This is a genomic window from uncultured Treponema sp. (assembly GCF_946187725.1).
Classification (GTDB): domain Bacteria; phylum Spirochaetota; class Spirochaetia; order Treponematales; family Treponemataceae; genus Treponema_D.
In genome coordinates this window covers 78,563-105,541 of record NZ_CAMHSK010000003.1, presented here as the reverse complement: position 1 = coordinate 105,541, position 26,979 = coordinate 78,563, and the positions used below count along the sequence as shown (strand labels likewise).

Below are 26,979 nucleotides of genomic sequence, written 5' to 3'. Positions count from 1 at the left end.
TTTCTATTCAAACAAACTCGGCTGGCTGTTTGAGGCATTTGCCTTATAATCCAGTCCCAAATGCTGATATGCTTTAGCCGTCACGATTCTTCCCCTCGGTGTGCGTTGGATAAGCCCGCACTGAATCAGATAGGGCTCATAATAATCTTCAAGGGTGTCCTGTGCTTCCCCGATTGATATTGCGAGGGTTTCAGCACCCACCGGTCCGCCACCAAAATTGTTTATTATAGAAAGAAGAATTTCCCTGTCATAGCGCTCCAGGCCCAGAGAATCAATCTGAAGCTTTTTAAGACCGTCTTCCGTAATAGCCAAAGTGATTCTTCCGTCACCATAGAACTGGGCAAAATCCCTCATGCGACGCAAAACCCTGTTTGCCACGCGCGGAGTTCCACGACTGCTCCGAGCCATAAGCAATGCCGCATCATCATCAATCTTACAGTTAAGGATTGCTGCACTTCGCTTTATAATAGAAGAAAGTTCTTCATTTGTGTAAAAGTTGAACCGCTGAATAATTCCAAAACGAGTCTGAAGCGGTTTTGAAACCATGCCAGCCTTAGTCGTTGCCCCCACAAGCGTGAACTTCGGAATCGGAATACGCACAGTTCTGGCCGCCGCCCCCTGCCCGATTACCCAGTCAAGCTCAAAATCTTCCATTGCAATGTAAAGCATTTCTTCTATTGCGGGCTTGAGACGATGAATCTCATCGATAAAAAACACAGTTCCAGGAGAAATCGTGCTTAAGATGCCGGCCAAATCCTTAGGTTTGTCGAGTGCCGGTGCAGAAGTCACTTTAAAATCAGCACCAAGCTCATGAGCCGTAATTTCTGCAAGAGTCGTCTTGCCAAGACCAGGAGGCCCAATCAAAAAAAGATGGTCAAGCACTTCACGGCGTTCGCGTGCCGCCTGAATGAATACGGACAGATTCTCTTTAATCTCCTTTTGCCCCAAAAACTCATCGAGCATTTTCGGACGAAGAGAGCCATCCTGCGAATCTTCTTCACTGGGAACATCAGCCCTCACAATATTGAGGCTTCCAGCCGCCTGACTGGCCATATTTGCCTGCGATGCAAGCTGAGAAAATTCATTTATTTCGTTGTCAAAATTATCTTTCAATTTTTAACTTTCCGTTTTAATTTACTGAGCCAGTGCCACGATTGCCTTTCGGAAAAGAATTTCCTCTTTGGCATCGCGGGTTTTGTTTTTAAAAGGAACCTCACCTGCAGGAGCGAGCTCTTTGTTCAGTTCTTCGACAAGACTTGATATACAAGTTTCAACATCCCGTTTGTCATATCCCATATTCGCAAGTGCCGCAACAACATCAGCGTATTCTCCGCCTCGGTTTACAACAATTTTTGCACCTGGAAGTTCATCATCGAGCGTAAGTTTGCCTTTGAGGGTAAGAAGCATTTTCTGAGCAGTTTTTTTACCAAGTCCAGGGATTTTTTCGAGAGCAGCCAAATCACCATTTTCCAAAGAAGAAATAAGCTGATCGCGCTGAATGGAACTCATAATTTTGACAGCAGATTTTGGCCCTACTCCATCGACCTTATTCAAATCAAAAAACAAATCTCGGTCTTTTGAGGATGCAAAACCAAAAAGATTCATCGCGCTGTCCGTGTGCTGCAACCATGTAAAAACACGGGCTTTTTCGCCAAGCTTAGGCAAATCATCAAGAGTCGTGTCAGGAACAATTATGTCCCATTCGATTCCATTAACATCAAGAAAAAGTTTCTGAGGAAATTTGCCTGTAATCACACCTGACAGAGAATTGAACATATTAAAAATTGTATCACAAAGGAAAAAATTATGAAACTACTATTGACGGATGAATGAATAGTACTTATAATTTAAGTATAAAAAGTATCACTGCCCCTGATATAAACCATATACCGTCTTTCCGCCCACTCACGGAACAGGCAAAAAGGAGTATTAGCTTATGTCACCGACAAACAAAGAAATCACCATCCCGGAAAGCGTTTTCAAAGAGTGCTACAACATCTATAGCGATGTGCTCACCTATTCAAAACAGAAAATGCTCAGAAAGTTAATTCAGCACGCTTACATTGCAGGAACACAGCATAGCGAAGTTGAAGAAGAAAACTGACATAATTTCAGCATTTTCCTAAATAATATAATCAAGTCCAGCTGTTGAAAAAACATGAGTAATTGCGGCGGCAAGAGCGTCTGCCGCATGATCAGGTTTGGGTTCAGTCTCAAGATTAAGCAGAATTTTCACATACTGCTCGACAGTTTTTTTATCTGCGGTCTTTGTTCCCGTTACAGCGTGTTTGATTTGATTTGGTCTGTACATGTTTAATGGGATTGCGTGCTGCGCAAGGCACATCGTAACAACGCCCTTTGCCTCTGAAACAGATAGTGCACTCGTAACATTTCGTGCAAAATAAAGCTCTTCCATTGCCGCCTGTACAGGCCTGAATTCCTGAAGCACCGCAAGCAAGCGGTTGTAAATCGCAAGAAGGCGCGTACCATGCTCCTCATCTGGCGAAGTCTCAATCACGCCATAGCTCACGAGCCGAATATTATTACCAGTTGCATCAATCACGCCAAAACCTGTATGAGCAAGTCCCGGGTCAATACCAATTACACGCCTTTTCTGCATCTTTTTTATCAATTTGAATAGTACAAAAAAAATACCCCACAAGTGAATGTGGGGTTAAAGCAATCAGGTTGACTAACAAGAATCAACCATGCAGTCAAAAATTACAAGAAGTAATTCTGCCCGAATTATGCCTCTGGCTCGAAGTCATCCGGATATTCAACTGTTGTCCAAACATTCTGAACATCATCATCTTCTTCAAGACGATCGATGAGTTTCTGAACTTTAGCAGCTGTATCCTTATCGACTGCAGTATAAGCCTGTGGAACCATAGCAACTTCTGCAGAAAGTGAAGTCCAGCCTTTTGGTTCGAGAGCTTCAACAACAGCAGTGAAATCATTTGGAGCTGTTGTAACAGTGATGATTCCGTCTTCGCTCTCAACATCCTCTGCACCAGCCTCAAGAGCAGCTTCCATTACTTCATCTTCTGAAACAACTTCTGCATCGTACTCGATAACGCCTTTGCGGTCGAACATGCGGCTTACAGAACCTGATGTACCCAAGTTTCCGCCTGTTTTGTTGAAGATATTGCGGACATTTGCAGCAGCACGGTTATGGTTGTCAGTAAGAACCTCAACCAAAACAGCTACGCCACCTGCAGCGTATCCTTCGTAAACCAATTCTTCAAATGTTCCGCCACCAAGCTCACCAGTACCTTTTTTGACAGCTCGCTCAATATTGTCTTTTGGCATTGATGCAGCACGAGCTTTAACGATTGCAGCACGAAGACGAGGGTTAGCGTTTGGATCGCCACCACCCATGCTTGCAGCGATAGAAATTTCTTTAATCAACTTTGTGAACAATGCGCCGCGTTTTGCATCTGCTGCGCCCTTTGCATGTTTAATAGTAGACCATTTATTATGTCCAGACATGGAACACTCCTAAATAAAAAATTTGCAAAATGAATGATAAAGGATAGCATAAATCAGAATTTGTGTAAATATATTCAACAAATTCTATCTACAGCCAGCCTATCGTCCGAATTTTTTAAGCACATTACCGGCAGCTTTTTCAGCGGCCTTTCCTGCTGCAGAATTTCCGACGGCCTTTGAAGCAGCATCTTTAGCCGCATTCGTTGCAGCTCCAGTCAGCTGTTTCTGAAGTTCATCCTTCTTTGCCTCAAGCTGTTTGTTAAGTTCTTCAGTTGCTGATTTAGAATCTTTAAGCTTTGAAGCAATTTCAGTGAATTTTGCCACCTGTTCGTTGCTGGCACCTGTATATTCGGTAAGCTTTTCTTTGAGTTTTGCTTCAGCTTCAGCCTGAACTGTTCCAAGTTCCTTTTTAGCGGCTTCTTTGAGGGAAGCTGCAATAATTTTGTCAGCATCAGTTGAAATATCCAAATCAAGCCCGCTCTTTTCACTGAAGCCCACATTTGCTTTGACATTCAGCGATTTTACGGCAGCAAGCGCATTAGTATAAATTCGGTTTGCGATTTCAGAAGAAAGCGGCTGCGCAGTAAGTTTTACTGGATTCATAGCGAAACTTCCGCCGATTTTAAAACTGAAATCTGAGTCAGCAGAAAGATTTGCCGTAACCGATGTTGTTCCACTGAACGAAGGAAGTCCAGCCGAGCCGGTCTTTTCTGCCATATCAAGGAATATCGGGAAATTGTTTCCGGAATAGTCACCTGAAATAAGCGGAGCAGAACTTGAAGAACGGGCATCGACAGTGAATCCCGCATTGTGGGTGCGGCTTTTTGCCTTATAAACACCTTTTCCGACAATCGGTTTGCCGACTTTATCCATATCACTTGAAATGTTCGTAACACGCAAATCAAGCGAAGTTCCATCCGAACCGCTTCCACTACCATGAATGTTTTCAATCAGCAGTTTTGGCACGCGGTCTGCACGCCAATAAACATTGCGGCCTTCATAGCGTTTGGATTCAGCACGAGCCTGTTTTTTTGCCTTTTTGACAGCTTCTTTTTTAACATCCTCATCTTTTGAAGAAGAAGCCTTCATTGTTCCGGCATAAGCAAGCGCCTGTTTTAAGTACGGATAGTATTTTCCGAGTGTAGAATATGCGAATTCATCGAAAGTTCCAGAAACGAATCCTTTTGCTTCCTCAACTGACAAATCAGGAATGGCATTTTTAACCATGTCAGTGTCAGCTTTGACAGCATCTTCCAGTTTGTTTTTGAATCCATCGACCTTTTTGGCATCAGTTTCAAAAGAAGAAAGAGTTGAATCTACTCCACTCTTAACTTTTTTGCCGTTTTCAAGAGCATTCTGAATATCCTCGATTGCCTTTTTAATATCAGAAGGGGTCTTCAGATTTTTTGCATTGAGTTTTGTGAGTTTTTCTGCACTAGACCTGAAATTGTCCACATCATTCTGAATTTCAGCAGGTTTTGCCTTCCAGGACTCGACCATCGCCTTTACATCTTCTTCAACCTCTTTTGCGACAGTTTTTGTCTGGAGATTTTCATTGATGTTGGTCATTATGGTCTCAGGATTATATTCATTAAGCTTTTCGAGTATTGAATTCTTCGCATCTTCGGTTGCGGCACCAGTTTTTGATTTAAGTGCTTCATAAAATCCGGTCGAATCATTTTTTTCAGCCTTTTCTTTTGCTGATTTTGGTTTTACAGGAAGTTCACCGCTTGTTTTTCGTTCTGTGCCAAGTGCAATTCCTGAGATTTCAAGATTCTGAGCATTAAACCGTGCCCTCAAAAGCTGAGTAAGATTAAAATCCAAATCAAGCTTATCGAACTGGAACAGGTTTTTCATCGGCTCATCGGCATTTGCCTGCTCAAGATGATTGACCGTAATCTGAGCTCCAAAGATTTCGACATTTACACTTCCGATATCACACTTTGCCCCGAAAATTCCCTGCATTGCAGTCTGAATTCCCCATTTTACGGCGACATTTTTGAAGACCGTAACCGTGATTCCGATTCCTGAAATAAGAACCACGACAGCAATAAATGGAGCCAATTTGATGCGCGATTTGTTGTTCTTTATATCCTTCGCAAGCACCTTTAATTTTTTGACTTCATTCTTAGAGAATTTGGAATCGAGCGGAACCCGAAGCAATTCCTTTTTGCCTTTCGTGTATTTTTCAGAGAACAGTGCAATGAAATTTTGCTTGTCTTCTTCTATATAAATCTTTTTCAGAATCTTGTCTAATTTTTTCTGGCTGTAAGATTTTTTGAACAGCCCCGGCAATTTTTTGACAGGAAGCGTTTTTTCTGCCTTTGAACTCTTCTTTTTTCCCTTACCGACTATTTCATTCTCAATCTTCTCAAATTCGTTATCCATATTACTCACCTCCTACCATGCCGGCGATTTTAGAAAGCAGCGGAAGCTTTGCGATTGTCTTTGCAAGCTTTGTGTGCCGGATTGCCTGAGCGATATGTTTACGCCAGAGAAAGACAAGAACCCGCCCAAGAGCATACATTGGAATGTAAAGGATAAGCCCAACGATAAGAGAACCGATTACCACTGAATTATTGAACTTTGTAAACGCCACGAAAGGAATTTCAAGCAGCATTCCGAAGAAATCAGCAAGCGACGGAACCGTGAGCAGCGCATATCCGACATTATCAAACAGATTGTCCATGACAGGTGCGAAAGTTGAAGCAATCAGCACCATAATCAGATACATCGGTTTGTTGATTCGGATGAAGAAAATGAAAACGAAGACTATATACCAAAGAAGATTGTTTTTTGGCATGAAACCAAGCAGAATTCCGCATGAAAAAGCATGTGCTATTTCACCGGGATTGACATTAGCGTTCAACGCTTTGAACAGACTTACTATTTTATCTATCATACGGCCATTGTAGCACAGCAGACGCTTAAAGTAAAATGAATAATTACAGTAATTTGCTATTTTATATAGAAGAGATTTTACATATTCCCGCATCTGACGGCAAATCCACAATCAGACGCAGGAATATGCTGAATTCAAGGCAACAAGCAGAATTTTTATTCAAAGATTAATCCGCCGTTACCACCCTTCACATGAATCGTGCAGTCCTCCCCAAAACGACCGCCCAAAATCTCCTTTGCAAGAGGATTTTCAACATAGGTCTGAACCGCCCTTTTAACAGGTCGTGCGCCAAATGCCGGATCATAGCCAGTATCGCTGAGGAAGTCGATGGCACTCTGGTCGAATTCAAGAGTGATTCTGCGGTCAGCAAGACGAGATTTTACCCGCTCCAGCTGATTCTTTACGATTCCGCTGATGCAGTCCTTTGAGAGACGACCGAACATTACGATTTCGTCGATTCGGTTCAGGAACTCCGGGCGGAAAGTCTTTTTCAAAAGAGCATCCACTGCCGGTCGAACGGCTGTCATCTTATCAGGAGTGTCCGCATCCAGAATCAAGTCGCTTCCGAGATTACTTGTCATGATGATAATCGTGTTCTTAAAATCGACCACTCTGCCCTGACCGTCTGTAAGGCGGCCATCATCAAGCACCTGCAAAAGCACATTGAATACATCCGGGTGAGCCTTCTCAACTTCATCGAACAAAATTACGCTGTAAGGACGGCGACGAACGGCCTCTGTAAGCTGACCACCCTCGTCATAGCCAACATATCCCGGTGGAGCACCAATAAGGCGAGTCACACTGAATTTTTCCATGTATTCGGACATATCGATTCGGGTGAGAGCCTTTTCGTCGTTAAAAAGGAAGTCAGCCAGAGTTTTCGCAAGCTCCGTCTTTCCAACGCCTGTAGGTCCAATGAACATAAAACTTCCAAGCGGGCGGTTTGGGTCGTTTAGGCCTGCCCTGTTTCGGCGGATTGCGTCGCTTACAACGCTAACCGCCTCATCCTGGCCGATAACTCGCTTATGAAGAACATTTTCGAGCTGAATATACTTCTGCTTTTCGCTCGTAAGCATTTTTGCAATCGGGATTCCAGTCCATGTGCTTACGATGCGGGCAATATCTTCCTCAGTGACTTCCTGCCTTAAAAGGGAATCAGAAAGGCCATTGTCTTCTTTATTATGACGCTCCTCATCAGCTTTTTGAGAGGCAGCAAGTTCCTTTTCAAGAGCTGGAATCGTGCCGTACTTCAATTCAGCGGCTTTGTTAAAGTCTCCCTCGCGAGTGTATTTTTCTTCTTCAAAGCGGGCGGCTTCAAGTTTTTCTTTTAACTCGCGGCTCTTATTGATTTCTGCCTTTTCGTTCTGCCATTTAAGCCTCATAGCGTCACGGTTTGAAACGACTTCGGCAAGCTCTTTTTCAAGCTTCTGCAATCTTTCTTTTGAGGCGGCATCGTCTTCCTTTGAAAGAGACTGTTTTTCAATCTGGAGCTGGAGGATTTTTCGCTCAAGCTGGTCAAGCTCAGTAGGTTCGCTCTCAATTTCCATCTTAAGGCGGCTTGCGGCTTCATCAACCAGGTCAATGGCCTTATCAGGCAAAAATCTGTTCGTGATGTAGCGGTTACTCAGAGTTGCGGCGGCGACAAGGGCTTCATCGTTGATTTTAACGCCGTGATGTATCTCGTACTTGTCGCGCAAACCACGCAAAATCGCAATCGTGTCCTCGACATTCGGCTCAGCACAATAAACCTGCTGGAAACGACGCTCCAATGCTGCATCTTTTTCTATATACTTACGGTATTCGTTGAGAGTCGTAGCACCAATTGCCTTTAATTCACCGCGGGCAAGGGCAGGTTTGAGCAAATTGCTCGCGTCCATGCTGCCTTCGCTTGCTCCAGCCCCGACAATCGTATGAAGCTCATCAATGAAAAGAATTATCTGGCCTTCTGATTTTGTAACTTCTGTGATTACAGCCTTCAATCGCTCCTCAAACTCACCGCGGAATTTAGCACCCGCAACCAGGCTTCCCATATCGAGCGACAAAAGCCGTTTGTTTTTGAGGGATTCTGGAACATCGCCCTGTGCGATTCGGCGGGCAAGACCTTCAACAATCGCAGTCTTACCTACGCCAGGCTCACCAATCAAAACAGGATTGTTCTTTGTCCGGCGAACAAGAACCTGCATCACTCGGCGGATTTCTTCATCACGGCCGATTACCGGGTCAATTTTGTCCTGGCGAGCGCGAGCCGTCAAATCCGTGCAATATTTTTCGAGAGCTTGCATTTTGCTCTCAGGGTCGTTTGAATCAACTTTCTGGTTTCCGCGAACGCTTTTTAATGCTTCAAGAATCGTCTCTTTTGTGATTCCGTACTGGCGAAGAAGTTCCCCGGTGCGGCCGTCACTCTGAGCCATCGCAAGAAGAATGTGCTCCACCGAAAGAAACTGGTCTTTAAGAGCCGACATTTCCTTTTCGGCCTTTGCAAGAACCTTCTGAGCCTCGCCACTAAGCTGCATTTGAACATTGCCAGTGACACGCGGATATGTCTGAAGAAGATTTTTTGCCGCTTCAAGAAGGGCTTCTTTTTGAACACCAATCCGCTCGATTACAGGAACGGTGATTCCGTCCTTCTGCTCGAGCATGGCGACCAAAAGATGCGGCAAGCCAATTTCGCTATGATCATTCTGCTGTGCAAGCGCACTGGCCTCCTGCAAAGCGTCCTGTGTTTTCAAGGTAAACTGCTCGTAATTCATAGTATACCCCCTGTTTTTATCTTTCAATATGAAAATAATAAGAAATACATCAAACGGCAAGAAAAAAAGACGCGGATACACGCCGATTAACGCGGATAAAAAATAAAATCCGTGTGCATCTGCGTTCATCCGCGTCTAATAAACAAAAAAAAACCGCCCCGAATGGAGCGGCTTCTTGCTGTTCAGAAACTACTATTTGCTGTAGTATTCGACAACCATCTGGTCGTTGATCTGAACCGGGATTTCTGAACGGAGTGGAAGACGAGCAAGCTTACCAGAGAAGTTGTCATCATCACGCTCGAGGTAGTCAAGTTTTGCTCTGTTGTTTGAGAGGTATGTAGACTTGAACTGTTCGCTCTTTCTCATCTTCTCAACCAAAGAAAGTGTTGAACCAACTTTTACAGCGTATGAAGGGATGTTGATTACTTTTCCGTCAACTTCAATGTGCTTGTGGCTTACCATCTGGCGAGCCATGCGGATTGAAGAAGCGAATCCAAGTCGGTAAACGAGGTTATCAAGGCGAGTCTCAAGAGAAACCAAGAGAGCTGTACCTGTCATTTCCTTAGACTTTGCTGCCTTCTCGAAGTAGCGGCGAAGCTGTTTTTCGAGAATGTTGTAGTAAGCCTTTACCTTCTGTTTTTCAATTAAGTGCAAAGCATAATCAGAAGATTTCTTTGTTTTTTTGAAAGCTGGTGCACCAGCTCTGTCCATTGCCTTTGGGTGTCCACAAACATTAACACCAAGTCTTCGACATTCCTTGAAACGAGGATTGCGTCGTGTAGCCATTTTTAGCTCCTAAAAATAAATTTTAATCAAGGCAGATTCTAACAGCCGCGTAGAATCAGGTGCTTGATTTTTCAAAGTCACTGTCAGCAAAATAAGCGAACAGTGTTGGATATATTAACAGTTTTTTAGCATCGTATCAATAGGCCGAAACAATTCTACAAGAGATTACTGCAAAAATCTTTTTTATTTGACAATTTCAATTTTTACATTACAATCGGTTTAAGAGGGTTCGCACAATGCTTAGGAAACATTTATTATTATCTGCATCATTTCTTTCTATTATATCGCTCATTTCGTGCAACGAGAAAAATGCAAAAGACATCAAAGAAATCACTTTAGTAATGGCAGAAGTCAATCCGGACGATACAATCGCGGGGCAGATGGATCATGCCTTCAAAGAAAAGGTTGAAGAACTTTCAGGCGGCAAGATTAAAATCGACCTTCACTGCTCAGGCATTCTGGGTGATGTTGATTCTGTAATGGAACTCATGCTCAAGCCCAATTCCACCATTCAGATTCACCGTATGTCAGCCGTCAACATGGCGATGTACAACTGCAAAAAAACATCACTTCTTTCAGTTCCATTCACCTTCTCCAGCCGCAATCATTTCTGGAAGTTCGCTGATTCTGAAACTGCGGCAAAAATCCTAAATGAACCGCTTGAAGCCGGTCTTGGATTAAGGGGGCTTTTCTTCGGCGAAGAGGGATTCCGACACTTCTTCTCAACCAAAAAAATCACAAAAGTCGAAGATTTCAAAGGCCTCAATGTACGCGGCACGAACGACAAGGCAATGCAGGGAATGATTGCAGGTCTCCAGGCAAATTCCGTAGCCGTAAACTACGCTGACCTTTATCCAGCACTTCAGACAGGCCTGATTGACGCGGCAGAACAGCCAATCGCAAACTATCTTGCAAATTACTTCTATTCTGTAGCTCCATACATGATTCTTGACGGCCACACGCTCGGTGTAATGGAAACAATCATCACCGAAGAATGCTGGTCATCACTCTCAAAAGAACAGCAGCGTATCCTCATCGAAGCAGGAAAGTACGCCAGCGAATACTGCCGAAAAATCTCTCAGACCAAAGAAGACAAGGTTAAAAAAGAACTTCTTGCAGCAGGGGCAACACTCACAAGCGTGACCGACATCGAGCCATGGCAAAAGGCCTGTGAAAAAGTCATCAAGGAAGGCTCTGCACAAGATTTTGACCTTTACCGTGAAATTCTGAATTACGCAAAACACAAGTAATCTTTGCTTGCAAAATTCCGATACCTGCAATAAAATATTTAAGTTACTCATTGTAGGGAGATTTTATAAATCTTGCAGGACAAGCAGAATTCAGAAAAGCAACATTCCGTAACAGGAATCAACATTCAGTTTCTCGACATTTTTTTCATCGTTCTCACGGCAATTGTATTCGGTTTTATTCTTATTATCTCTGCTACAGTAAATTCCCGCTTCCATGCAGTTGAACATGCCATCGCCAAATTCGTAATCTGCGAGCAGAGTTCAGAACTCATCAAGGAAAGTTCAAATTACCTTACTGACAGGGCCAGGCTCTTTGTCGTTACGCACAAAGAAATGTACGCTCAGGATTATCTCGAAGAAATCAATATTGCCAAAAGGCAGGAAAAGGCTCTCGAAAATCTGGAAAAAGTCTGTTCCGAAAAAGACCTTGCACTGCAGCGTCTTAAAATCGCTATCGAACAGTGCAACAGCCTTATTAAAATGGAGCTTTACGCCATCCGACTGGCATATCAGGTTATCAACAGCGAAAACATTCCGCCACAAATCGCAGAAATTCCAATTCGTGGCATTGATGAAAACACAACTTCCAAACAACTTCAGGAAACAGCCCTCAACAACCTTTACAGCGAAGGCTACCTCATCTATAAAACACGAATCAACGAAAACTGCCGTCTCACAATTGCTGCTATCGAAAATCAAATCAAAGACGAGCTGAACATGAATGCTGACGAACTCGGTACAAACATTCAGCGACTCAGATTCCTTTTTCTTCTGCTCTTAATCGTAAATGTAATTCTTTTCATTTCATTCGCTTACCTCATAATTCTTCCTCTCGAAAATTTCAAGAATTCGATTAAGAACGATACAAAATTGAGCGTTATCGGTTCATTGGAATGCAAGCAGCTTGCCGAAAGTTACAACGAAATTTATGACCTTAAAGCACAGAACGAACAGTCACTTCTTAAAAAGGCAGAATATGACGCACTCACAGGCATTTTAAACAGACGGGCCTTTGACCAGATTTGCCAGACTTCCGCAGATAAAAAACAGCAGATTGCACTACTTCTCATCGATATGGATAATTTCAAGTGCATAAACGACAACTACGGTCACGCTGGCGGCGACATTGCACTTCAGGAGCTTTCACGCATTCTTACCGAAACTTTCCGAACTGATGATTATGTCGCAAGAATCGGTGGCGATGAATTCTCTGTAATCATGCCGCACTGTGGAAGACAGAGTGCATACATAATCAAGCAAAAAATTCTGAGTGTCAATGAAAAACTCCTCAACATCAAAGACGGAATAAAACCAGTTTCAATCAGCGTTGGCGTTGCATTTTCTAAAAACGGTTACAATGATGAATTATTTAAAAAAGCAGACAAAGCCCTGTACATCGTAAAAGAAAAAGGCAAACGCGGCTGCGAGATTTACGAAGAGAATTATGCTACAGAAGAGTGATTCACAGATTTACATAATCGGAGCCGGCTTTGCCGGTCAAATGATTGCAGAGGACTTGCGGCGCAAAAAAGTCTTCGGTACAGTTGCGGCATTTCTGGATGACGACAAGAATCTTATTGGAACGCAGATTGACGGAATCCCGGTTCTTGGAACGATTTCCGAAGTTGCAAAACTGCTTAGATGCGGCCCTCTTGATGAAGCAATAATTGCAATTCCATCCGCACCTACAGAAAAAATCCGTGAAATCTACGAGGTCTTAAAAAAGGGCGGTTTTGCCCATATCCGAATTCTCCCAAGCGTAAGCCAGATTATTGACGGAAAGGCGCATTTTGTACAGACCCGCGAAATTGACCCTCTCGACATTCTTGGCCGCACTCCAATCATCATTCCGCTGCATGAAAGCCTGCAATATCTTCGTGGAAAACGAGTTTTGATTACAGGCGCAGGCGGTTCAATCGGTTCAGAACTTTCGCGTCAGCTCCTTTCGGGTGGAGCAGAACGTCTCTATCTTTTTGGGCATGGAGAAAATTCAATCGTTCAGATTTACCGTGAACTTCATGTTTTACAACAGGAAGGTGTTGGCGAAGCGGCGACTGTTGTTCCAATCATCGGCGACATGAAAGACAGGGAATATGTTCGTTATATCATCAAAAAAACCCGCGCTGATGTTATTTTCCACTGTGCGGCCTACAAGCATGTTCCAATGATGGAAGAAAATCCTGTTGCCGTAATCGAAAACAATGTTTTTGGAACAAAAAATCTGCTTGATGCCGCTATTGAATGCGGAGTTCAGCGTTTCGTTTTGATTTCAACCGACAAGGCGGTAAGTCCTGTAAGCGTTTACGGTGCAAGCAAAATGCTCTGCGAAAAGCTTATCCTACAATATTCAAAAAAAGCCTCTTATGATCAGGATTTCATGTTCGTAAGGTTTGGCAATGTTCTTGGCTCACGAGGTTCAATTCTTCCTCTTTTCCAGCAGCAGATTAAAACCGGCGGACCTGTGACAGTAACTGACAAAGAAATGGAACGCTTTTTCATGACGATTCCAGAAGCATGTTCTCTCGTACTTGAAACCGGCGGTGTTGGTGAAAATGGAAAGTCCTATCTTCTTGATATGGGCGAGCCAATCAAAATAATCGATTTGGCTGAACAGATAATCAAATTCTCAGGGCACGAACCAGGTAAAGACATCGAAATTAAAATCATTGGTGCCAGAGAAGGCGAACGGATTTACGAGCCGCTTTGGCTTTCAGAAGAAAATCCGCAGAAGACCGACTATGAAAAGGTTCTGGTTCTTAAAAACATCGAATTCGGCGATGACAAGCTGGATATTCTTCTAAAAAAACTTGAGCCAATCTGCTGTTTCAATGGTGATGAAGAAAGTTTCCGCAACAAAGAAAAGCTCATTTCAATCCTCAGGGAAGCAGTTCCGACTCTGGACGAATACTACAAAGTAACGCAAAAAAACGACTCGATGAATCTGTAATCATCTGCGTTAATCCACGATTCTCTAGTTTCTCTTTTCTCCGCTTTGCGTTATAATATTTCTATGTCCGAGATAAAAGTTCCGTTTTTCAGACCTTCTTTTGATGATGAAGAAAAAAAAGCCGTATGCGATGTCATTGATTCACTCTGGCTCACGACAGGCAGTGTCACTCACGCTTTTGAACAGGAATTTGCCGCTTATGTAGGCTCAAAACATGCGCTCGCGGTCAACTCAAACACCAGCGGAATGATTCTTGCAATGGAAGCCTGCGGTGTCAGAGCGGGCAAAGCCGTCATTACAACGCCCTACACTTTTGTCTCTACAGCAGCCTGTGCAGTTCATTTGGGCGGAGATGTTTTTTTTGCCGATATCGAAAAAGATTCATACTCAATTTCGCCTTCAGAAATCGAAAAAATCTTAAAAAACGACACGGAGCATAAAATCTGCGCAATTGTTCCGGTTCATGTCGCAGGAAATCTTTGTGACATGGCAAAAATCAACGAGCTTGCGCAAAAATATTCCACTCCAGAAAACAAAATCTATGTCATCGAGGATGCGGCACATTCTTTCCCTTGTCCTACCGCAAATGGATTCGCGGGAACGCTTGGCGATGTCGGAGTCTTTTCGTTTTACGCCACAAAAACAATGACGACCGGTGAAGGCGGAATGCTGACTACAAACAATGACGCACTCGCCAAAAGAATGAGCCAGATGCGTCTGCATGGAATGAACAGAGACGCATGGGACCGCTACACAAATCCAAAAGCAAGCTGGGAATACGATATTATCGCCCCAGGTTTCAAATCAAATCTTCCGGACATTTTGAGTGCAATCGGCCGGGTTCAGCTCAAAAAGGCAAAATCATTTGACGAAAAACGCAAAAAAATCGTCAAAATCTACAATGAAGCATTCAAAGATTGTGATTATCTCACGCTTCCTCCAGATGGCGAAGGAAATTCATGGCATCTTTATCTGCTTCAGATAAATCCAGAAAAACTTGACTGCGACCGAAACACATTTGCCTCGGAACTTCAATCGCTTGGAATCGGAATTTCAATGCATTTTATCGCGCTGTTCCACTTTACTTATTGGAAAGAAAAATATCCTGATTTCAGGGCCGAAAATTTTCCGAACGCAGAAAGGCATACCGCAAACACAATCACTCTTCCTCTTTATCCTGACATGGGTGAAGAAAAGGCTAAAATCGTAATTGAAGCAGTAAAACAAGTTGGAGAAAAGCATCATGGCCGCTAAGAGAAAAGCAAGTGACAAAAAAAAGACCCTTTTCTCAGATGAATTTTACAGCGACATGACTGCGCCGGACATGCTTCATGCCATTTTAATCAGAAGTCCATTTTCCGACGGCGTGATTTCAACAATCTGCTTTGACCCAAAAATCAAAGTTCCCGAAGACTGCATTCTAATCACGCACAACGACCTTCCTCAAAAAAAATGGATTAATATTCTCGGAACCGACATTCCGATTCTCTGCTCAGGCAAAATTGTTTTCAAAGGGGAACCGGTAGCAATTCTGGCCGGCCCGGACAAAGAGACCTTGCTTGAACTGGAAAAATCAGTACAAATCACTCTTGATAAAAAAGATTTAGAGGAACATGAAGAAAAATTCGCTGATTCTGTCAAAAATCTTTCAACAATCACAGAGGAGCAAAAAAAGTCTTTGCAAGACCTTCCTGCTTTCCCCGCTCCATTACAACATTATTCAGAAAGCGACGGCAAAAGAATCATAGCACGAAGAAAATATACCGTCGGCAATCCAGGTGAAATTTTCGCCGATGAAGAAAAAGCGGCATACATAATCGAGGGGCTTTGGAAAAATCGGATTCACTATCGAACAAACAAAGAAACAGACGGCGTTCTCTGCTATCAAAAAGGCGGAAATCTTCACATTTTTACGCCTAGCCATTGGATTTCAGAATTACGGCAGACAGTTTCAGAAGTGACCGGCTTTCCAAAAGAAAAAATCATAGTCACCAGAACAAGAATTTCCGTAAAAACAACAAATTCGCTCTGGATTAACAGCATTTTCGCAGCCCTTACCGCACTCACCGCCCTCAAAACAGGAAAGGCCGTCAAATTCTCTCTTTCAAGAAAAGCGCATGAAGAACTTATCGAATTCCCGCCAGACATAACGATTTCGCATAAAACGGCTCTGGACAAAAACGGCATAATTTCGGCAATGGACATCTCAATCGAATTTGATGCCGGTTCCTGCAATCCTTTTGCCTCGGACATACTCGATCGCCTTGCAATCGCAAGCACAGGAATCTACAACTGTAGGAATGTGAAAGTTGACGCAAAAGCATACTCTAGCAGCAATCCGCCTTCTTCCCTGCACCTTTCGATGATTGATTCGCAGGCGTTTTTTGCAGTTGAAAATCAGATTCAGAAAATTGCTGACATAACGGGCTTTTCTCCAGTGGACTTGCGGCAAATGAACAAAGCCGGCGGCCTTCAGAAAATGACCAAACCGTTCAGTTTTTCATTCGGACGCTCAATTGACGCAATCAATGCAGTGGCAATTCGTAGTGACTTCAAACGAAAATTCGCCGTTGCAAGACTCGCAGGCAAAAATCGTTTCGAAAACGAAGGAAAATTGTCTTATTCACCGCCAATGCGCGGAATCGGGCTCGCCTGTGCTTACGACGGAAGCGGCTATCTGGGCACAAATTTTGAAAAATCAAACATCTCTGTCCAAATCTCCGTAACGGAAGACAAAAAAATCGTAGTCAACGAATATCCGCCATCACCTTCCATCAAAGAAATCTGGCTCAAAATCATCATGGAAGGCCTTGAACTCGAAAAGCGGAACATCGTCTTCACAAACGAAGCAAGCAACGAAAACGAAGGCAAGAAAAATCCGCCTGTCAAAATACCTGACACATTGATTGGAACTTCAAGCATAAAGACAATTCTCTTAAAAAAATGCGTTGAAGCCATCAAGCGAAAGAAGATCGACGGCACAGCATTTTCCGTAAAAAAAAGCCTCCCGGTTTCAAGAAAAAAAGCATGGAATCAGGAAGAATTCACAGGCGCACCATTTTACAACACGGCATTCGGAACCTGCACGGTTGAGCTTGAACTTGACACCTGCACTTTCCGTGAAAATCTTCGCAAAATCTGCGTAATTATTGACGGCGGAAAGATTTTATCACCGAAAGCGGCCGAAAATTCCGTATACCGGGCAATCCAGCGCTGTCTTTCAACGCTCGTTGACGAAGATACATTAAAATGTCCGTCAATTTCGGTGCAATTTACAAAATCCGAAGAAGAACCTAAGCAAATCGGCCATCTTGTCTATTCGATGCTCCCGGCGGCCTATACCTCTGCGCTCTCACAGGCACTTGCGGTTACGGTGAGCGAAGTTCCGCTTCAATCAGATTCACTTTTTAAAATCATGGAACCGCATGAACTTTCGAACAAAACAATTCCCGGAGACGAAAAATGAAAATTCCAGTAATACTGAACAGCGAAAAGCGAATTCTGGACGCAAAACCAACTGAGCCACTTCTCGATGTTTTAAGAAAAAATGGACTTCTCTCCGTAAAGGAAGGCTGCACAAAGGGTCTCTGCGGTTCATGCACCGTCCTTCTTGATGAAAAACCTGTCTCAAGCTGCATAATCCCGGTCGGAATCGTAAGAAATGCCACAATCGAAACGCTGGAATTTTTCCTCATGACAAAAGAAGGCGAAGACATTATCTCTGGATTCAAACAGGCCGGAGTAAACATGTGCGGTTACTGTAACAGTGCACGGGTTTTCTCAACTTACGCTCTGCTCAAAAAAGTCTACCGACCGACTTCAGAAGAACTTGAACAACTCGCTGACTGCATAAAATGCAACTGCACCGACCGAAAAACCTTCATCAACGGCGTAATTTACGCAACGGCAAACAGACACGAGCGGGAAGGAAGGAAAAATGGCATCTAAAAATTTTTTCTACGCAAAGAACCTGAGCGATGTTTTTTATCAGATGAAGACCATCTCAAACCTGACGATTGTTGCGGGCTGCACATCCTTTGTTGAAAAAGAACTTCCCGAAAATTCACTTTCCGTCCGTGACATAGCAGAGTTAAAAATAATCGACAAGCACGAACGATACATCGATTTTGGCTCTGCAGTAACGCTTTCCGAAATTGAAGATTTGGGTGAAGCGAACCTGCCACCCACAATGTACAGTGCAATCAAATCAATCGCGACACAAAACATCAGAAACATAGCGACAATCGGTGGCAACATAAGCATAAAAGATTTCTACAGCACCCTGTACGCCACACTGCTCGCTTTGGACGCGCGACTTGAATTCCAGACCGGAGATGAAATTTTCTTTCAGAACATAACAAGATTCGTCTCGATGCCAAGCAAAACGCTCCTTACAAAAGTGCGACTTCCGCTTGAAGAATGGGAGGTTTCTGTCTTCAAAAAGCTCTCCCTGCCAAACAAACTGAATAAGCTCTCCGCCAGTTTCGTTTTTCTTGCAAATTCACAGAAAAATCAGATTTCTGACCTTAGAATCGCCTTTGCGGGTTCCTTCAAATTCCGTGACATTGAACTGGAAAATAAACTGATTGGTGCGCACCTGCCCCTTTCGCAGACCGCAATCTCAACATTTCTGCTCGAAGCCGAAGATTCATTCAATAAAGCCGTTGAAAACGAAAATGTAGATTTGATTTTAAAAAGACAATTCTGGAATCTTGTGAAATATTCGCTTGAACAGTTGACATAAAAAAATGAGGGGGCCGTCTCCCCCTACGCCTCATCTAAAGAATCGGCTACCCCCTCTGCGGGGCAAAACTACCGTTTTTCCCCGCAACGCCCCTTTTTAGAAGGTTACACCGTAAGTAGCGGGATTCCTGTCAGAACAGAGAACAGGTGCACTTGTAGAAGCACTTGATTCACTGAATGCAGCAGAACCATTGCTTACAATTGCACTTTTTCCATCGTACCAGTTGTAGACGGTTGTGCCGTCTGAATAAGGCAAACCTGTAACAGTTTTAGATGTCAAACTAATAGCAACTTTATTTTCCCCAGCAGCACCAGAATATGTTCGTACATAAGTAGAACCACTAACTGTCTGAACACCAGCACCAACAGCAGGATTGTACTTACGGAAGTTACCAAGTTTACCCCAGTGTGCAACAAGTGAATCATTTGCAGTTCCGTTGCTTGCACTACCAGAAATACTTCCATCCGACCAGTTCATATCTCCACGGGTAGTCATATCGTTATCACCACAATCTGTAAATGCAGATCCTCTAAGAGACTCATCACCATAGTAAATTTGAATTCCACCCGGAAGAAGCACAAAATTCGTACCAACATCATACTGGTCACTAGGACGGCACAATGAAGTATCATGGCTTGAAAGATACATCAAAGAGTTATCCTTATTACCATTACCATCAGAATCTACATTGGCTGCATATGTTGCAGCATAAGTAGCCCAGTTCTCTGTACTTGGATACTTTGAATTTGTTGGTGTTGAATGATTTTCATTCATAGAAAAGTTGATCATTGAGTCAAACTTTCCCTGATCATTTGTACCAAAATATGTCGGATCACTTCGACCACCATTTGCATTGTAATATGTAAAACATTCACCTGTAGTCCAGAAACCTTCGTCCCAATCTTTTGCTCCAGACTCATCTATCTTATTAGAATCATTTCTCCATTTATCAAGAGCATCCTCACAGGCATCTTTCAACATTCCCCAATACTTAGGCTGAACATGCTTTGCTGTATCACAGCGGAAACCGTCAATACCAAATTCTCGAACCCAACCTGAAAGCCATACAATCTGATATTCTACAGGGCAGCCACATTTATTACCACGCCAGTCTCCAGTTTTGTTCCACCAGTCAACATCAGAAACAGAAGGCAATTTATAATCGCCATAGGTATGTTCAAGTGTATTACCTGTAGCTGCTGGAACAGTTGTTGCATCAGGTTCATTAGTCCACTTTGTCTGAAGGAATGTAGGAATATCTACGATTTCCTCCATTTCTGAACGAACATCAGGAAGTCCTGAATTGCCACATTTATCCCAATCACCATTACCAGTTAAACAGGTTGAGTAATTAAATGAACGAATCCATTTTCCCCACCATAAATCCCAGTTAGTACCAGACCAGTAACCATTTGAGTCGGAAGCATCAGGATTTGCACTCCAAGAACCTGTATTTTCACACCAGCCATGCCCCTTGGTAATCAAAGAGTAATTTCCGAAGTTATAACTAATCATATCTTCTACAGTATTGTAACCGGTATGATTCATAACAACGTCCATAACAACACGAATTCCGTTTGCATGACATGTCTGTACAAAAGTTCTGAACTCTTCAATAGTACCCATATTCTGATCCATATAGGTCCAATCCTGAGTATAATATCCATGGAACGCATAATGAGGGAAACCGTTACCGCCACCTGTACACCAACCGTGAGCCTGTTCATAAGGAGCAGTAATCCAAATTGCATTTACACCAAGTTTCTTGAAGTAATCCATTTTAGCGGTAAGCCCCTTAATATCGCCACCATGGAAAGTTGCAACATTATTATAACCGCTTGCAAGCGTTGCATTATTTGATGCATTCTGACGGTAATAACTATGGTCATTTCCAGTATCACCATTATAGAATCGGTCAGTAAGAACAAAGTAGCAGTTTACATTATCCCAAGTGAATGGGTCTTCCTTGGTTACTTTAGTTGTATAAGTTGCTTCTTTTGTAACAGATCCCTTGCTGTTTGTCAAAGTTGCACTTACTGTAATTGTCTTTCCAGCTTCTGTTTCATAATCAGAAACAAGGAATGTATTTACACCTTCAGAAAGTGTATGTTCAGTTCCGTTGATTGTTGCTGTTTTTACAGTAGCTGTATCGTAACCAAAGTTTGCCGTAATCTTAATAGAAGAACTTGTTCCGATTTCCTTTCCGCTTGCTGGAGTTATTTCCAATGTCGGTGCAACTGGCTCTGGAACGGTTGTCTGGTCAGAATCATAGTAAGCATTTGCAGAGCCCACTAGACCTGCGGCATCGTACCAGAAGGTTGTGGTTTTGGTAGATACAATATTGCTTCCAGAGTTTAGGATAAACGATATTGTCTCTGTATTGTTTGTATCAATCTTATCGGTATCCATTTCTGCAACATACCAGCCAGTATTATCGTTCAAATCTGTTGCAGCCGTCATTGTAACTCCAGGATAAGAAACCGCTGTAGTTATATTGTTGTAAGTGCTTGTCCATGCCCAAAGTGTTGGTGCACCGCTTGTACTGGAAACATAAATCTTTACAGCATCACCATGTGGGGTGGCACTGTTTACGGTAAGGGTAATTCCAGGTTCAGAAGGAACTTCTTCAAAGTTAGAAGCAACACTGCTTCCTGTAGTATCTTTTGTGCCTGCTTTTCCACCAATATAATTCCATTCACCTTCAGTAATCCAAAGGTCGTTCGTCTGGTTTGTACCCACAGTTGAACCAGCATTATTATTAAATATTATTTTACAAGCAGTCTGATTGATTGTGTAATCATAATTTGAGCCATTTAAAGTCATTTCTTTTCCAGGCCATGTACCACCAGTGTAATTAGTATTACCTGAAGTAGCCCATGCCCAAATATACTTATAGCCTAAAGATGAAGGCACATGAACAACAATTTTTCCAGTGACATTACTACCAGCATTATACTTCACATCCACGGTGCTGGTTTCGCCGGCAACTACGGTGATATCTTTTTCTGCTACTTTTGTACCAGTTGAATCCAGAACCCAAGCTTTCCAAGTTCCAGGAGCAGCTTTCAAGGTAAATGTATCGTCGGCACCAGAAATCGTTTTTACATCAGTTGCAGAATCAGTAATCTGTACTTTATATCCGGCAGCATTCGTTGTTGTTACACTTACGGTTCCAAAATCCAAAATGTAATCAACTGGATTCATTCCAGTTGAAATAAAGTTTGCAGTCTTAAAATCTTTGGCAAATTTCTCTGCATTAAACAAAGATGAACCTACATCAGGAATCTTAGAACTGAAAGAAGCAGAATCAATTCCAGCAACTTCTGAACAAGATTCTATAAGTTCATAATATACAGTTGCAATTTTTGTAGTTTCCCAGTTAACCGTACATGAAGTGGGTGTAGCAGAAGCCACGACATCCGCATATCCGCGAATAACAACACCAGTAACATTACTCTGAACAGTTACAACGCGACGACCAACAGGAATATTATCGATTGTCACACTTCCCTGACCACTAGAAATTGTAACATTATTCTTAACCATATCCTGCATTCCGTAACCACTTACAATTACAGTTGCACTCGTAATTGTACTTACATCAATCCGGCGGCTTTCAGAATCAGCAGTTTTCCCACCATTTATCGTAATCGAACCATATTCTGTAGAAGATTCTGCTACTCTATTTGACTCAATAAGATTGGCACAGGAAATGAAAGAAAAACTGAGTGCCGCAAAAATGCCTATTCCTGCTACCAATTTTCGAATACATGTTTTTTTCATAAACAAATCCTAAAAATTTGATAGAAAATTGGGAATCCCAAATAAAAATCAAGATTCCCAATGAAAAATCTCCACACAGCAAACCGCCGCATGGAGAAAGTGTTTTAATTAGTTAAAGTCGATTGTGATTCCACCAGAACCGTAGCTCGATGTAATCGTAATTTTCTGTGCAGTTATTTCATCAGAAGTTGCAGCAGTATCTGTGCCCACTGTATTTGTAATCTTTACAGTGTAAGAGTGTTCTCCGGCAGATACATAAGACGGAACTGTGTAAGTTGATTCAGTAGCACCTTCAATCGGATCCAAAGTTTCACCATCAACTTCATACCACTGATAAGTTAAAGTTCCTTCATCGCCGTCATCAGTTTGAGAATAGGTACAATTTGCTGTAAGAACGACCTGTTCAGTATCTCCAATCGTGTATGATGTTTTGTTAGCAGTAATAGCCGCAATAGGTTTCTTTGCTTTAAGCTGAGTTACAACAATCTTAGCTACAGTTGAAGTCGCAGTTGCAGAGTGTTTTGAACTGTCCGGATCAAGACCTCCTGTACCAGCAGGAACTGTATTTGTAGCAATACAATAGTAGTATGTTGTGCCCACACTTGCGATAGATGGTGTATAGGTTGCATCTGTTGCATTTGTAATTGCAGTTCCACCCTCTGTAGATTCTGTAGTATTGCTGTACCACTGATAAGAGATTTGTCCACCAACAGCCATTCCGCTTGAAGTAGCAGTTGCAGTTGCATCAAGAGCGGTTACAGTTTCACCCTGTTTGTAATTTGCAGATACAAGAGTCTTGATTACAGGAGTTGCAGCATACTTGTACTGAGAAATGACCTGAATATGGATTCGGCTAGACTCAGTTGTTGCAGTTCGCGTAACTTCTCCAATCTTAACAGTATTTGTAACTACAGCATAATAGTATGAATCATCTGCTGATGTAGTATCTGGTTTATAAGTTGCATTTCCAGCACCTGTTATAGCAGTTCCCTGAGCAGAAGCGTCTGCAGCCTTGTACCACTGATAAGTCAATGTACCACCGTCAGTTACAGTTGCAGAAACTTCAAGCGCTGTTGCATTTGCTTCACCCACATTGTAGTTCTTATCAGTTGAAGTTGTTTCAACAACAGGAGTTACTGCGTTCCAGTCAACAACTGTTACTGAAGCATTCTCAGAGGTATTCATGTTTACAGCCGTATAACTTCCGTTGTTTTTTCTTGCAGTTACCATACAATAGAAAGCATATGTTGTTGCTTCACTTGGTGTATATTTTAAAACAGAACTATTTGCACCATCAATAGTATTTTCATTTAGTTTCCAAGCATATGCTAAATCAGCATCTGAGTCGTAATTCTCAACTTGAGCTGTAAGTGTTACTTCAGAACCAAGCTTGATTGTTTGTGTACTTGGTACAACTGTTACAGGTGGTTCAGGAATTGTAAATGCAGTAACCACAACGCTGACTGTTTTAGACGGAACAGAAGCGGTCTTCTGTCCATTTACACTTGCGTTAGTGTTAGTTATAACAACATGATATCCTGTTGTTCCTGTTTCATTTGTATTAACTGTGTAAGAAGCAGAATCAGTTCCTACCTTTTCTGTTCCCTTATACCACTGATAGCTCAATGAACCACCGTCCTGAGATACAGCTGCTACAGTAAGTGTAAGAGCATCACCCTGAACATAAGATGATTTAACAGCCAAATCAGTATTAATTATAGGTGCCTTTGCATCGATTACAGGGATTGGATTTACAACAATTGTTGCAATCTTAGAATCTGCTGATGCAGTATTGTTACCAACATCTTCAGCTTCAGGAATAGTACTTATTGCGTGAACCTGATAAGTAAATTCGCCGACCTCAGTTACAATCGGTGTATAAGAAGCTCCATTAGCACCTGTAATAACTGCACCATTTTTGTACCAAACATAAGAGATTTCTGCATCTGCATCAGTTGAGGTAGCAGCAACTATAAGAGCAGCTACATTGCTTGCGCCAACTGTATACTCAACAGGATTTTCACTAAGATTTGTTGTAAATGTTGGAACAGCAGCATTTTTCTTGGCTGGATCAACAACTGTGATAATAGCAACTGAAGAAGTTTTTGTTGTTTTGCTTCCATTAGGAATTGTGTTTGTTACAACAACCTTATAATTGAATTCACCAGCTGTATCTGAAGATGGAGTATAAGAAGCAGATTTAGCACCTGAAATTTCAACACCGTTCTTATACCACTGATAAGTCAAAGTTCCGTTATCTGGAGAAGTTGCTGTTACTGAAAGAGCAGTAACTTCATCGTTCAGATTATACTGCTTAGAAGCCGGCTGTGAAGAAATTACAGGTTCTTTTGCAACAAGTGGTTCTGTTATAGTCACAACAATTTCTTTTTCTGCTTTTGCAGTTTTTTCACCATTTACATTTTCGTTAGTATTTGTAACTACAACTTTATAAAGAACAGATCCAACAGTAGTTGTAGCAGGTGTGTATTTTGCATTTGATTCACTATTCTCAGTAATTGCTTCCCATGTTGTTGTAAATTTGAACCACTGATAAGTGATTTTTCCATTATCTGTTACAGTTGCAGTTGCATCAATTACAGAAGCCTGTGCATTCTGTTCATAAGAAACATTATTTATTGTTGCTGTAATAACAGGTTCAGCAGCATTAACGATAAGCTCTGGATTTTTTACAACGAATGTATATACATTACTGTCAGTAGAAGCTGTATAAGTTTTGTTGTTTCTTTCTACTGTTACAGTTGCACGACAGAAGTACTTGAATGTTCCAGCAGTTTCACGAGAAAGAACATAGAATTTATTTGTTTGTCCAGCAAGGAGAACTTCAGAATCTTCAATCTTGTACCACTGGTATGTTGGAGTAGCATCAGAAGATTCAGCAGCAACGCTCAAAGTTACAACCTCATCAGCATCAACCAAGTATGTAGCTCCCATTGGAAGATTCTTAGTAAATACAGGTGCTTCAGGCTCATAAGGATTTACCGTAATAACAACAGTTTCTGAAGTAGCAGTTTCGCTTTTCTGTCCGCCGTCACCGTTATCTTCAATAGTATTTGTCACTACGACATAATATGTTGAAGTACCTTCAGCATCGACAGCTGGTTTATAAGAACTTTCATTTGCATCCACAATTACCGCATTGTTCTTATACCACTGATATGTCAATTTTCCGCCATCAGGAGAAGTTGCTGTTACAGAGAGAGCCACAACATTTTCATCACCTTCAGCGTACACGCCAGCAACAGGCTGTGTATTGATTACAGGAGCTTTTGCATTTACCTTAGAAGGATCAACAACAGTAATTATAACTGTCAAAGCAGATTCAGCTGTTGTTTTTCCAGTAGCACCTGCATTGTTGTTTGTAGCAACTACTTTATATGTGAATTTTCCAACTTTATTTACAGCAGGTATGAAGCTTTCTACATTACCAGCAACGGCAGTTTCATTTTCACCTTCGACCAGATACCATTTGTAAGTAATAAGACCACCATCAGTTACGACAGCTTTTGTTGAAAGTGGCTCAACAGATTCGGCATCAACATCATACTGTTTAGAAACAAGAACTTTTGTAAACACAGGAGTTTGTGCATCTTTCTTTTCAACATCAACAATTATAATCTCTTTTTCAAGAGATTTCGTATCTGAAGTTTCGTTCAATGTGTTTGTGACTTCAATCTTGTATGTATAAGTACCAGCAACATTTTCACATGCTTCATAAGTAAAAGAAGTTGCACCAGTAATTTTTACACCATTTTTATACCACTGATAAGACAAAGTTCCACCGTTAGCAGTACTTGCAGTTGCCACCAAAGAGAATGTAACATCTTTTGCATACACGCTCTTGTCAAAACTCAATACAAGATCCTTAATAGAAGCAGAAGCTGTAGTTTTTTCCGTAACAGTAACCGTCACTTTGTCTGATTCAACACTCGTTGATTCTTTTCCGAGAGTATTTGTAACCTTTACAAAATAAGTATAGTCACCAGCAAGCGATTCTTTCGAGGCATAAATATAGTCAGCAGCTCCCTCGATTTCGGTAGATTTTGTTTCTTCCCCTTCTTTAGTCACCTTGAACCACTGGTAGCTTATCTTTCCGTTACCATTTCCAGTTACAGTTGCGATGAGCGAAGAAGCATCACCAACAGTATAGCTAGATGGAGATGCAACGACTTTAACTTCAGGAACAGGAACTTTCGTTTCTTCTGAAGTTAAGCTCTCAACCATTGAATTGCTGCAGGATGCAAACAGCATTGCAAGCCCCGCAAACGCAATCAAAACTTTTTTCATATATTCCCCCTTTGGAATGTTTA

At 42.1% G+C, this 26,979-nt stretch carries 18 protein-coding genes; 8 read left to right on the top strand and 10 right to left on the bottom strand.

What is annotated here, in order from left to right; all coding sequences use genetic code 11:
* Positions 1–3: 3 nt before the first annotated feature.
* Positions 4–1,053: a Holliday junction branch migration DNA helicase RuvB gene (ruvB, locus tag Q0Q74_RS02350; RefSeq protein WP_294428208.1), complete on the bottom strand. Its 1,050-nt coding sequence runs from the start codon at positions 1,051–1,053 to the stop codon at positions 4–6.
* Between the two features lie 81 nt (positions 1,054–1,134).
* Positions 1,135–1,776 (bottom strand): Holliday junction branch migration protein RuvA, encoded by a 642-nt coding sequence (ruvA, locus tag Q0Q74_RS02345; RefSeq protein WP_294428134.1) that lies wholly within the window; start codon positions 1,774–1,776, stop codon positions 1,135–1,137.
* Between the two features lie 160 nt (positions 1,777–1,936).
* On the opposite strand from ruvA, the gene Q0Q74_RS02340 reads away from it, so the two are divergent.
* A complete protein-coding gene (locus tag Q0Q74_RS02340) occupies positions 1,937–2,104 on the top strand; it encodes a hypothetical protein (RefSeq protein WP_294428133.1) in 168 nt (55 codons plus the stop codon).
* An 18-nt stretch (positions 2,105–2,122) separates the two neighbouring features.
* Here the strand turns inward: Q0Q74_RS02340 and ruvC are convergent, their stop codons facing one another.
* From ruvC to rpsD, 6 genes are all read right to left on the bottom strand, one after another.
* Positions 2,123–2,620 carry a crossover junction endodeoxyribonuclease RuvC gene (gene ruvC / locus Q0Q74_RS02335; RefSeq protein WP_294428131.1) on the bottom strand — a complete coding sequence of 166 codons (498 nt, stop codon included), beginning with the start codon at positions 2,618–2,620 and terminating at the stop codon, positions 2,123–2,125.
* A 125-nt stretch (positions 2,621–2,745) separates the two neighbouring features.
* Positions 2,746–3,489, bottom strand: coding sequence for a YebC/PmpR family DNA-binding transcriptional regulator (locus tag Q0Q74_RS02330; protein ID WP_294428129.1), 744 nt, complete (start codon positions 3,487–3,489; stop codon positions 2,746–2,748).
* A 99-nt stretch (positions 3,490–3,588) separates the two neighbouring features.
* The gene (locus tag Q0Q74_RS02325; protein ID WP_294428127.1) at positions 3,589–5,877 is read right to left on the bottom strand and encodes a TIGR03545 family protein; all 2,289 of its coding nucleotides are present in this window, start codon (positions 5,875–5,877) and stop codon (positions 3,589–3,591) included.
* A 1-nt stretch (position 5,878) separates the two neighbouring features.
* Positions 5,879–6,391 (bottom strand): TIGR03546 family protein, encoded by a 513-nt coding sequence (locus tag Q0Q74_RS02320; protein WP_294428125.1) that lies wholly within the window; start codon positions 6,389–6,391, stop codon positions 5,879–5,881.
* A 155-nt stretch (positions 6,392–6,546) separates the two neighbouring features.
* Positions 6,547–9,141, bottom strand: a complete 2,595-nt coding sequence (gene clpB / locus Q0Q74_RS02315) for an ATP-dependent chaperone ClpB (protein ID WP_294428123.1) — start codon at positions 9,139–9,141, stop codon at positions 6,547–6,549.
* A 192-nt stretch (positions 9,142–9,333) separates the two neighbouring features.
* Complete coding sequence (gene rpsD / locus Q0Q74_RS02310) at positions 9,334–9,927, bottom strand: 30S ribosomal protein S4 (RefSeq protein WP_294428120.1); 594 nt, start codon at positions 9,925–9,927, stop codon at positions 9,334–9,336.
* A 236-nt stretch (positions 9,928–10,163) separates the two neighbouring features.
* Between rpsD and Q0Q74_RS02305 the strand changes: the two genes are divergently transcribed.
* The 7 genes from Q0Q74_RS02305 (at position 10,164) to Q0Q74_RS02275 (ending at position 18,868) form a co-directional block, all read left to right on the top strand.
* On the top strand, positions 10,164–11,177 hold the full coding sequence (locus tag Q0Q74_RS02305; RefSeq protein ID WP_294428118.1) for a TRAP transporter substrate-binding protein: 1,014 nt from the start codon (positions 10,164–10,166) through the stop codon (positions 11,175–11,177).
* A 72-nt stretch (positions 11,178–11,249) separates the two neighbouring features.
* Positions 11,250–12,638, top strand: a complete 1,389-nt coding sequence (locus Q0Q74_RS02300; protein ID WP_294428117.1) for a GGDEF domain-containing protein — start codon at positions 11,250–11,252, stop codon at positions 12,636–12,638.
* Positions 12,622–14,124 carry a nucleoside-diphosphate sugar epimerase/dehydratase gene (locus Q0Q74_RS02295; RefSeq protein WP_294428115.1) on the top strand — a complete coding sequence of 501 codons (1,503 nt, stop codon included), beginning with the start codon at positions 12,622–12,624 and terminating at the stop codon, positions 14,122–14,124. Before Q0Q74_RS02300 ends, Q0Q74_RS02295 begins: the two co-directional genes overlap by 17 nt.
* Before the next feature lie 63 nt (positions 14,125–14,187).
* Positions 14,188–15,378 (top strand): DegT/DnrJ/EryC1/StrS aminotransferase family protein, encoded by a 1,191-nt coding sequence (locus tag Q0Q74_RS02290; RefSeq protein WP_294428113.1) that lies wholly within the window; start codon positions 14,188–14,190, stop codon positions 15,376–15,378.
* Positions 15,368–17,590: a xanthine dehydrogenase family protein gene (locus Q0Q74_RS02285; protein WP_294428111.1), complete on the top strand. Its 2,223-nt coding sequence runs from the start codon at positions 15,368–15,370 to the stop codon at positions 17,588–17,590. The genes Q0Q74_RS02290 and Q0Q74_RS02285 overlap by 11 nt, the downstream gene beginning before the upstream one ends.
* Complete coding sequence (locus Q0Q74_RS02280) at positions 17,587–18,072, top strand: (2Fe-2S)-binding protein (RefSeq protein ID WP_294428110.1); 486 nt, start codon at positions 17,587–17,589, stop codon at positions 18,070–18,072. The genes Q0Q74_RS02285 and Q0Q74_RS02280 overlap by 4 nt, the downstream gene beginning before the upstream one ends.
* Positions 18,062–18,868, top strand: coding sequence for an FAD binding domain-containing protein (locus tag Q0Q74_RS02275; RefSeq protein ID WP_294428108.1), 807 nt, complete (start codon positions 18,062–18,064; stop codon positions 18,866–18,868). Before Q0Q74_RS02280 ends, Q0Q74_RS02275 begins: the two co-directional genes overlap by 11 nt.
* A 96-nt stretch (positions 18,869–18,964) precedes the next feature.
* On the opposite strand, the gene Q0Q74_RS02270 is transcribed toward Q0Q74_RS02275, so the two are convergent.
* Both Q0Q74_RS02270 and Q0Q74_RS02265 read right to left on the bottom strand, forming a co-directional pair.
* Positions 18,965–22,651 (bottom strand): alpha-amylase family glycosyl hydrolase, encoded by a 3,687-nt coding sequence (locus Q0Q74_RS02270; RefSeq protein WP_294428106.1) that lies wholly within the window; start codon positions 22,649–22,651, stop codon positions 18,965–18,967.
* A gap of 108 nt (positions 22,652–22,759) precedes the next feature.
* Positions 22,760–26,956 carry a hypothetical protein gene (locus Q0Q74_RS02265; RefSeq protein WP_294428104.1) on the bottom strand — a complete coding sequence of 1,399 codons (4,197 nt, stop codon included), beginning with the start codon at positions 26,954–26,956 and terminating at the stop codon, positions 22,760–22,762.
* Between the last annotated feature and the right edge of the window lie 23 nt (positions 26,957–26,979).

What these genes read in the sequence shown, in the direction of transcription:
- ruvB (WP_294428208.1), bottom strand. Translation starts at nt 1,053, where the DNA reads ATGGCCAGTCAGGCGGCTGGAAGCCTCAATATTGTGAGGGCTGATGTT.
- ruvA (WP_294428134.1), bottom strand. Translation starts at nt 1,776, where the DNA reads ATGTTCAATTCTCTGTCAGGTGTGATTACAGGCAAATTTCCTCAGAAA.
- Q0Q74_RS02340 (WP_294428133.1), top strand. Translation starts at nt 1,937, where the DNA reads ATGTCACCGACAAACAAAGAAATCACCATCCCGGAAAGCGTTTTCAAA.
- ruvC (WP_294428131.1), bottom strand. Translation starts at nt 2,620, where the DNA reads ATGCAGAAAAGGCGTGTAATTGGTATTGACCCGGGACTTGCTCATACA.
- Q0Q74_RS02330 (WP_294428129.1), bottom strand. Translation starts at nt 3,489, where the DNA reads ATGTCTGGACATAATAAATGGTCTACTATTAAACATGCAAAGGGCGCA.
- Q0Q74_RS02325 (WP_294428127.1), bottom strand. Translation starts at nt 5,877, where the DNA reads ATGGATAACGAATTTGAGAAGATTGAGAATGAAATAGTCGGTAAGGGA.
- Q0Q74_RS02320 (WP_294428125.1), bottom strand. Translation starts at nt 6,391, where the DNA reads ATGATAGATAAAATAGTAAGTCTGTTCAAAGCGTTGAACGCTAATGTC.
- clpB (WP_294428123.1), bottom strand. Translation starts at nt 9,141, where the DNA reads ATGAATTACGAGCAGTTTACCTTGAAAACACAGGACGCTTTGCAGGAG.
- rpsD (WP_294428120.1), bottom strand. Translation starts at nt 9,927, where the DNA reads ATGGCTACACGACGCAATCCTCGTTTCAAGGAATGTCGAAGACTTGGT.
- Q0Q74_RS02305 (WP_294428118.1), top strand. Translation starts at nt 10,164, where the DNA reads ATGCTTAGGAAACATTTATTATTATCTGCATCATTTCTTTCTATTATA.
- Q0Q74_RS02295 (WP_294428115.1), top strand. Translation starts at nt 12,622, where the DNA reads ATGCTACAGAAGAGTGATTCACAGATTTACATAATCGGAGCCGGCTTT.
- Q0Q74_RS02290 (WP_294428113.1), top strand. Translation starts at nt 14,188, where the DNA reads ATGTCCGAGATAAAAGTTCCGTTTTTCAGACCTTCTTTTGATGATGAA.
- Q0Q74_RS02285 (WP_294428111.1), top strand. Translation starts at nt 15,368, where the DNA reads ATGGCCGCTAAGAGAAAAGCAAGTGACAAAAAAAAGACCCTTTTCTCA.
- Q0Q74_RS02280 (WP_294428110.1), top strand. Translation starts at nt 17,587, where the DNA reads ATGAAAATTCCAGTAATACTGAACAGCGAAAAGCGAATTCTGGACGCA.
- Q0Q74_RS02275 (WP_294428108.1), top strand. Translation starts at nt 18,062, where the DNA reads ATGGCATCTAAAAATTTTTTCTACGCAAAGAACCTGAGCGATGTTTTT.
- Q0Q74_RS02270 (WP_294428106.1), bottom strand. Translation starts at nt 22,651, where the DNA reads ATGAAAAAAACATGTATTCGAAAATTGGTAGCAGGAATAGGCATTTTT.
- Q0Q74_RS02265 (WP_294428104.1), bottom strand. Translation starts at nt 26,956, where the DNA reads ATGAAAAAAGTTTTGATTGCGTTTGCGGGGCTTGCAATGCTGTTTGCA.